Below are 8380 nucleotides of genomic sequence, written 5' to 3' on the forward strand. Positions count from 1 at the left end.
GACTGGCGCCTTGGCCAGAGGGCCCAGCGTCACGCAGTAGGTCAGCGAATTAACCGCACGGCACACTAGCGCCGCTTCGCCTCCATCCGGGTCAGGAACTCCTGCATGATCAGTGTATAGAGTTCGCCTCCCAGGAAACGGTCTTCCACCTCCGAATCAATGCTGGGGTTATCGTTGACCTCGATCACCGCCACCCGGTTGCCGGACTGCTTGATGTCCACACCGTACAGCCCGTCACCGATCAGGCGGGTGGCGCTCAGTGCCGCCTGGATCACGTTGCGGGGCACCTCATAGGTAGGCAGGGTATCGAAGTCGCCGCTGTCCACCTGTTTGGCCTCGCCATGCTGGTAGATCTGCCAGTGCCCCTTCACCATATAGTACTTGCAGGCATAGATGGCCCGGCCACCCAGTACCCCGATACGCCAGTCATAATCGGTGTACAGGTATTCCTGGGCCAGCACCAGGGCGGACTGGCGGAACAGGGTTTTCAGGGCTTCCTTCAGTTCCTTCTCATCCTTCGCCTTGAGTACACCCCGGGAAAAGGCGCCATCGGGAATCTTCACCACCACCGGCAAGCCAAGCTGTTCGATGACTTGGGCGGCGGCGTCCTTCTGGTCCTTCGACAGGATCAGGGTTTTCGGCGTGGGCACCCGGTTGGTCCTCAGCAGGTCCGCCAGGAACACCTTATTGGTACAGCGCAGGATGGACACCGGATCGTCGATCACCACCAACCCCTCCGCCTCCGCCCTGCGGGCAAAGCGATAGGTATGGTGGTCGATGGCGGTGGTCTCGCGGATAAACAGGCCGTCGTACTCCGGCAGACGCATATAGTCCCGGCGGCCGATGCGCTCCACATTGATCCCCAGCTTGCGGCCGGCCTTCTCAAAGCGTTCCAGGGCCACCTGGTCACTGGGTGGCAACTCCTCCTCGGGGTTCACCAGCATGGCCAGGTCGAAGCGGTAGCGACGACGGGTGCGGGGCTTGCGCCAGACAATGCTGCTGAACCGGTCCAGGGCGGTGGCAAAGGTATCCTGCTGGGCTTCGGTCAGGTCGGCCGGGGCCGCCGGTTTCATGGACTCGATCTGCCAGCCCTTGCCCTTGCGGTGCCGGAACTCCACCGTCAGGATCGGACAGGGAAAGCGCTCAAACAGGACCCGGGCCACGGATTTCAGTTCCGGGACTTCCGCATGCCCAAAGAAGGTCATGACCCGGACACTGCGATTGCCCTTGCTGTCACCGGTGGAAGCCGCTCCGTCCAGCCACTGGATCACTGCAGGATCCAGCTCATCCAGCTGCAGGGAGAACAGCCCCTTGCGTCCCAGGTCGTTGAGCGTCATCACCGACGGCACCACATGATGCCCCCGGGCCTCCGCCAGCAATGAGCAGTAATAGCCCTGGCTGAGATAGCGGGCACTCTGGCACAGGTTGATTACCCGAATCCGGCTGTGGGCCGGGGCGAAAAACTGCAGGTATTGGTCAAAAGTGAGCAGATCCTCACTGGGATAGTAGGGTGCCCAGTCCCGGGCATGGTCAACCACAAGCAGCAGACGTGACATGACGGCCCTCCGGCCAGACAGGTTACCCGGCCACAGGATCGCCGGATTCGCGCTACAGTATAGTCAAGGACGCCCGTCCACAATCATTGGCAGGTGCGTGATTTTACGCATGTTGAGACGCTATCCTCCGGGACCTTCGTGCCCCATAATCAGCGCGCTTCCACCACCCACGGCCCGAGCTGTACACGACTATGGCTGATCTGACCTTTCGCAATGCCACGCTGGCCGACACCAACGCCCTGGTACGTCTGGAGAACCGCTGCTTCGAGGAGGATCGCATCTCCCGCCGCAGCTTCCGGCGCTTTATCGATATGCCCCGGGACCGGGTGATCCTCGCGGAATCCGGGGGCGAGCTGGTGGGCTACAGCCTGGTACTGATGAAGGCCAATACCCGCCTGGCGCGGATCTATTCCATTGCGGTAGCACCCACCATGCGGGGCCGGGGCCTGGGCGAGGCGCTGGTCCGGGAAGCGGAGCGGCAGGCCGCGGAGGCGGGCCGGATCATCATGCGGCTGGAAGTACGCACCGACAACCACGGCGCCATCGCCCTCTACCGTCGCCTGGGTTACCGGCAGTTCGGCACCCTGCGCGACTACTATGAGGACCATGGCGACGCCCTGCGGTTTGAACGGCGTATCCTGTTCTATGAACCCCGGGGCCGGTTTCCCGAGGTGCCCTACTATCCCCAGTCCACCGACTTCACCTGCGGCCCCGCCTCGTTGATCATGGCCATGGCGGCGGTGCACGACGGGCACCCCCTGACCACGCTGGAGGAACTGAGGATCTGGCGGGAGGCCACCACCATTTTCATGCTCGCCGGCCACGGCGGCTGTGGTCCCCATGGCCTGGCCCTGGCCGCCTGGAAGCGGGGCTACGAGGCTTCCGCCTATGTCAGCCAGGAAGGCCCGCTGTTCCGGGAAACCGTGCGCAGCGAGGACAAGAAACAGGTGCTGGAGCTGGTGCACGAGGGCTTCCTGCAGGATATCGGTGAGACCGGCATCGAACTGCACCACGATCCCCTTACCCTGGCGGATATGGAGCGCGCCCTGCTGGCCGGTAAGGTGCCGATGATCCTGATCAGCACCTGGCAGCTCAACCGCAGCCGCGTGCCTCACTGGGTCACGGTATGTGCCATGGACGACCAGTTCGTTTACCTGCACGACCCGGAGGTGGATGTGGATGACGGGGAGACCATCGCGGACAAGCAGTACCTCCCGGTGGAACGGAAGGTGTTCGACCGCATGGCACGTTATGGCCGCAACCAGCCCCTCCAGGCGGCGGTGATCGTCGGCCCCCGTCGTACGGGCTGATTTCCCGGTCAACGGTCCGTAAGCTTGATCTCGATACGGCGGTTCCGCCTCAGGGCTTCCTCGGACATACCTTCCGCCACCGGGAAGAACTCGCCGAAGCCGGCTGCCGCCATGCGATCCTCGGGTACGCCCTGCTCCGCCAGATAACGCACCACCGACACGGCCCGGGCCGTGGACAGTTCCCAGTTCGACGGGAAGGCGGGGGTATCAATGGGGATACGGTCGGTATGGCCGTCAATGCGCAGGATCCAGTCGATATCGTCCGGAATCTTCTCCACCACGTCCAGCAGCACACTGGCCAGCTTGTCCAGTTCCCGTCGGCCCGACGTGCCAAGGTTGGCTGACCCGGAGGCGAACAGCAGTTCCGACGGTAACAGGAAACGGTCCCCCACCACCCGGATGTTCTCGTTGTCCTGCAGGATCTCCCGCAGGCGCCCGAAGAATTCCGACTGGTACCGCTGCAACTGGTTTACCCGCTCCGCCAAAAGCGTATTCAGGCGCTGGCTGACGTCCCTGAGTTCCGCCTCTTTATCCGCGGTCAGTTCCTCCTGGAGTTCCAGGGCCGTGGTGATCGTTGCCAGTTGCTGCTGCAGGGCACCGATGCGGTCCGAGAGCTGCTGCAGGAGGGCTCGCTGTGATGCCGCCAGGCGCTCCTCCTGGTCGAGGGCCGCTTCCAGGTCATTCTGCCGACTAATGGCCTGGTCCTGGGTTTCCTCCAGCTCCATTTCCAGTTCATCGTTAAGTGCCAGAGACTCGCCAAGCTGCTGCTGGACCCGCTGCATTTCCCGCTCCAGAGCGTCATTGCGCTCCTCCTGCACACCCAGCAGGCTGGAAATCTCCGCCAGCCGGCTGCTAAGCCGGGCCAGCTCCGAATCCCGGTCCGACAGGGTCTGCGACAGGTAGAGCTGGCTGACCACGTACACCAGCAGCATGAAGATCACCAGCATCAACAGCGCGGACAGGGCGTCCACGAAACCCGGCCAGATGTTGATGGCCGAACGGGCACGACGGCGGTAGCCAATCATGGGGCGCAGCTCCCGGGCGTGATCATGGCGTTACTCCCGGTCGGACAACTGGTCTTTGAGGCGCTGGTTCTCCACCTGCAGGCGCTCGAGTTCCGATCCCTCGGGGGCATCCACCGGCGCGCCTCCATCCACAGCGTCCACCAGGTTGGTGACCCCGGTCAGCCATTCCTCCAGGCTGTCGTAGAAACGATTCTGGGCATGGCCGGCCTGGATATCCAGGAAGCCCAGGATCAGCGAGCCACCCAGCCCCAGCAGCGAGGAGCTGAACGCCGTGCCCATCCCCTTCAGGGGCTCCAGCAGGCCGGCCTGCAGATCCCCGAACACCTGCCCGAAATCCTCCTGGCTCATGTCCAATCCGGTGATCACCTGACCCACCGCATTGATGGTGCCCAGCAGGCCCCAGAAGGTCCCCAGCAGCCCCAGGAATACCAGTAAACTGATGAAATAACGGGTGATTTCCCGTTGCTCGTCCATGCGGCTGTGGATACCATCCAGTACCGTGCGCAGGGACAGGGTCGACAGGGTGAACTGATCCCGCTTGGCGTCCTCCCCCAGTTGCCGGGCCAGGGGCTTGAGCAGGCGGGGCTCCTGGAGCACGGACAGCCCGGAATGGCCGGTGCGGAACTGGGCCACCCAGCGCATCTCCGGGCGCAGCACCAGCACCTGCCGGTAGGTCAGTACGATGCCCACCAGCAACACCAGGACAATCAGCAGGTTAAACACCCAGTTGGCCATAAAGGCCGTTTCCAGGGGCCGGTAGATAGCGGCGCAGACCGCCACCACCACGGCCAGGAACAGGGACATCCAGAACAGGGTCTGCTTGAGGCTACTCATCCGGTCTTCCGTCTGGCTGATTTGAGGGTCAGGGGGAGCAATCCCCAATGCACCAGGCTGTCGGGATTGCTCCCTAAGACTGGCAAGTCACTGACGGTAATGCAAGATGACCAACACCGTCATCCCAGGCGAACCGCCGCTTCCTTGAGTTCGGCGATCTCGTCGCGGATCCGGGCCGCCTTCTCGAAGTCCAGATCCGAGGCCGCCTTGTACATGTCGTCCTCCAGGCGGGTGATATCCTTGAGCAGTTCCTCCGGCGACTTGCCCCTGGCCTTGACCTGGTAGTGTTCCGCTTCCTCGGCGGCCTTCTGGCCCGGCCGCTCGGCCCGGCGACGGCCCCGGCCACCGCCCTGGGCCCCTTCCATGATGTCGGCAATCTTCTTGTTCAGGCCCTGGGGCGTAATGCCATGCTCCTCGTTATGGGCCTGCTGCCTGGCCCGCCGGCGTGCGGTCTCGTCAATGGCGCGCTGCATGGAGCCGGTAATGACATCGCCATAGAGGATGGACTTGCCCCGCACGTTCCGGGCCGCCCGGCCAATGGTCTGGATCAGCGAGCGTTCGGAACGCAGGAAGCCCTCCTTGTCCGCATCCAGGATGGCCACCAGGGATACCTCAGGCATATCCAGCCCTTCCCGCAGCAGGTTGATCCCCACCAGCACATCGAACTCACCCCGGCGCAGGTCTCGGATGATCTCCACCCGTTCCACGGTATCGATGTCCGAGTGCAGGTAGCGGACCCGTACATCGTGCTCCATCAGGAAGTCCGTCAGGTCCTCCGCCATGCGCTTGGTCAGCGTGGTCACCAGCACGCGCTCCTCGGCGGCGACCCGTTCGCGGATCTCCCCCAGCAGGTCGTCCACCTGGGTGGAGGCGGGGCGTACCTCGATTTCCGGGTCCAGCAGGCCAGTAGGCCGCACCACTTGCTCCACCACCTGGCCGGCATGCTCCTCTTCATATTTCGCGGGGGTGGCGGACACGAAGATCATCTGGGGCGCAATCCGCTCCCATTCATCGAATCGCATGGGCCGGTTGTCCAGGGCAGACGGCAGCCGGAAGCCGTATTCCACCAGGGTCTCCTTGCGGGACCGGTCGCCCTTGTACATGGCGCCGATCTGGGGAATGGTGACGTGGGACTCGTCCACCACCAGCAGGGCATTGGGCGGTATGTAGTCGAACAGCGTGGGCGGCGCCTCGCCCGGTGCACGGCCCGACAGATAGCGGCTGTAGTTCTCGATGCCGTTGCAGTAACCCAGTTCCAGCATCATCTCGATGTCGTAGCGGGTACGCTCCTCCAGCCGCTGGGCCTCCACCAGGCGGTTGTTGTCGCGGAGCTGCTTCAGGCGTTCGTCCAGTTCCACCTTGATCCGCTCAATGGCACCCAGCACCGTTTCCCGGGGGGTGACATAGTGGGTCTTGGGATAGATGGTGACCCGGGGCACCCGGCGCAGCACTTCCCCGGTCAGGGGATCGAAGTAGCTCAGGTTCTCCACCTCGTCGTCAAACAGTTCGATACGGATCGCTTCCTTCTCGGATTCCGCCGGGAACACGTCGATCACATCTCCCCTCACCCGGTAGTTGGCGCGGTGGAACTCCACGTCGTTGCGGGTGTACTGCAACTCCGCCAGGCGCCGCAGGATGGTGCGCTGGTCGATCTCGTCGCCCCGGTCCAGGTGCAGCATCATCTTGAGGTAGGACTGGGGATCCCCCAGGCCATAGATGGACGACACGGTGGCCACGATAATGGCGTCATCCCGCTCCAGCAGGGCCTTGGTGGCGGACAGGCGCATCTGCTCGATGTGCTCGTTGACCGAGGCGTCCTTCTCGATAAAAGTATCCGAAGCCGGTACGTAGGCCTCCGGCTGGTAGTAGTCGTAGTAGGAGACGAAGTATTCCACCGCGTTGTCCGGGAAGAACTCGCGGAACTCGCCGTACAACTGGGCCGCCAGGGTCTTGTTGTGGGCCATGACGATGGTGGGTCGCTGGATGCGTTCCACCACGTTGGCGATGGTGAATGTCTTGCCGGAACCCGTCACCCCCAGCAGCGTCTGGTGCGCCAGCCCGGACTCAATACCGTCCACCAGACCATCGATGGCCCCGGGCTGGTCACCGGCCGGCTGATAGGGAGAATCCACTCTGAACCTGGACAAGGAATTACCTCCACCCTCGCGGGAAACTTATCGTTGCAAAGCTCCCATGGTAACATCCATGGGTTAAACAGCCTGTGTAAACGGCCCGGTGCCGCTTTATTCAGGCTGCAGCCCTCTCAGACGCATCTTTAAGGAGCGCAAGTTTGGACCTTCAACTTTCCACCCGTGTACAGGCCATCAAGCCATCCCCCACCCTTGCCGTCACCAACAAGGCCGCCGAGCTGAAGGCCGCCGGCCAGGACATTATCGGCCTGGGCGCCGGGGAACCGGATTTCGATACCCCTGACCACATCAAGGAAGCGGCCATCGAAGCAATCCGCAATGGTCAGACCAAATACACCGCCGTGGATGGTACACCCGCGCTGAAAAAGGCAATCATCGCCAAGTTCAAGCGGGACAATGGTCTGGACTACGAGCCCAACCAGATACTGGTATCCAGTGGTGGCAAGCAGAGCTTTTTCAACCTGGCACTTGCCACACTGAATCCGGGCGATGAGGCCATTATCCCCGCTCCGTACTGGGTGTCCTACCCGGATATGGTGCTGGTGGCGGAAGGCAAGCCGGTGATTATCGAAACCAGCGCCGACACCCGTTTCAAGATTACGCCCAAGCAGTTGGAGGACGCCATTACCGAGCGCACCCGGCTGTTCGTGATCAACAGTCCGTCCAACCCCAGCGGCATGGCCTATTCCCTGGAGGAGCTGCAGGCCATCGGCGAGGTGCTGAAGAAGCACCCGAACATCATGATCGCCACCGACGACATGTACGAGCCGATCCTGTGGACAGGTCGTGAGTTCTGCAACATCCTGAACGCGACACCGGAACTCTACGACCGTACCTTCGTGCTGAACGGCGTGTCCAAGGCCTATTCCATGACCGGCTGGCGTATCGGCTATGCCGCAGGCCCGGCCAGGATCATCGGAGCGATGAAGAAGATCCAGTCCCAGAGCACCTCCAACCCGGCGTCCATTTCCCAGGCGGCGGCACAGGCAGCACTGGAGGGCGACCAGGCCTGCGTGGGCGAGATGGTCAAGGCGTTCAAGGAGCGTCACGATTATCTGGTGAAGGCGCTGAATGAGATTCCGGGTGTTGAATGCCTTGAGGGTGACGGTACGTTCTATGTGTTCCCGAGCTTCCAGGGGGCCATCGACAAGACCGAGAATGTCTCCAACGATGTGGAGATGGCGGAGGTGTTGCTGAAGGGTGCCGGTGTGGCGCTGGTGCCTGGGTCAGCCTTCGGTGCTCCGGGGCATATGCGCCTGAGTTTTGCCACCAGCATGGATGTCCTCGAGGAGGCGGTTGCTCGCCTGAAGAAAGCGCTCTCCTGAGCCGGTACAACCCGGCCGGACGGTGGCTCCTGAGGGGTTTCTCGGGGGTCACCAAAAAGTCCGCTGAAAGGGTTGACGGGGTGGTAACGGCTCTTTAATATACGCGCCTCGTCGACACCGACTGTTCCCCGATAGCTCAGTTGGTAGAGCAACGGACTGTTAATCCGTTTGTCGCTGGTT

The 8380-nt window shown here is 62.6% G+C and carries 6 protein-coding genes; 2 read left to right on the plus strand and 4 right to left on the minus strand.

Annotated elements, in window-relative coordinates:
- Nucleotides 1-65: 65 nt before the first annotated feature.
- A complete protein-coding gene (locus tag RO069_RS07960; RefSeq protein ID WP_328186564.1) occupies nucleotides 66-1556 on the minus strand; it encodes a RimK family protein in 1491 nt (496 codons plus the stop codon).
- Nucleotides 1557-1747: 191 nt separating this feature from the next.
- Here RO069_RS07960 and rimI point away from each other — a divergent pair, with 191 nt between their 5' ends.
- Nucleotides 1748-2866 (plus strand): ribosomal protein S18-alanine N-acetyltransferase, encoded by a 1119-nt coding sequence (rimI, locus tag RO069_RS07965; RefSeq protein ID WP_328186566.1) that lies wholly within the window; start codon nucleotides 1748-1750, stop codon nucleotides 2864-2866.
- An 8-nt stretch (nucleotides 2867-2874) separates the two neighbouring features.
- On the opposite strand, the gene RO069_RS07970 is transcribed toward rimI, so the two are convergent.
- The 3 genes from RO069_RS07970 to uvrB form a co-directional block, all read right to left on the minus strand.
- Entirely contained in the window at nucleotides 2875-3891 is a 1017-nt protein-coding gene (locus RO069_RS07970) for a peptidoglycan -binding protein (RefSeq protein WP_328186568.1), read from the minus strand.
- A 30-nt stretch (nucleotides 3892-3921) separates the two neighbouring features.
- Nucleotides 3922-4725: a flagellar motor protein MotA gene (locus tag RO069_RS07975; protein ID WP_328186569.1), complete on the minus strand. Its 804-nt coding sequence runs from the start codon at nucleotides 4723-4725 to the stop codon at nucleotides 3922-3924.
- Nucleotides 4726-4844: 119 nt separating this feature from the next.
- Entirely contained in the window at nucleotides 4845-6872 is a 2028-nt protein-coding gene (gene uvrB, locus RO069_RS07980) for an excinuclease ABC subunit UvrB (RefSeq protein ID WP_328186571.1), read from the minus strand.
- 143 nt (nucleotides 6873-7015) lie between these two features.
- Here uvrB and RO069_RS07985 point away from each other — a divergent pair, with 143 nt between their 5' ends.
- Nucleotides 7016-8200, plus strand: a complete 1185-nt coding sequence (locus RO069_RS07985) for a pyridoxal phosphate-dependent aminotransferase (protein WP_328186573.1) — start codon at nucleotides 7016-7018, stop codon at nucleotides 8198-8200.
- Nucleotides 8201-8380: the final 180 nt, after the last annotated feature.

The sequence above is a fragment of the Marinobacter sp. OP 3.4 genome (assembly GCF_036224885.1).
In the GTDB taxonomy this organism is placed as follows: domain Bacteria; phylum Pseudomonadota; class Gammaproteobacteria; order Pseudomonadales; family Oleiphilaceae; genus Marinobacter.

Coding starts and splice junctions, on each gene's coding strand:
- RO069_RS07970 (WP_328186568.1), bottom strand. CDS start 3,891: ATGATTGGCTACCGCCGTCGTGCCCGTTCGGCCATCAACATCTGGCCG.
- rimI (WP_328186566.1), top strand. CDS start 1,748: ATGGCTGATCTGACCTTTCGCAATGCCACGCTGGCCGACACCAACGCC.
- RO069_RS07960 (WP_328186564.1), bottom strand. CDS start 1,556: ATGTCACGTCTGCTGCTTGTGGTTGACCATGCCCGGGACTGGGCACCC.
- RO069_RS07975 (WP_328186569.1), bottom strand. CDS start 4,725: ATGAGTAGCCTCAAGCAGACCCTGTTCTGGATGTCCCTGTTCCTGGCC.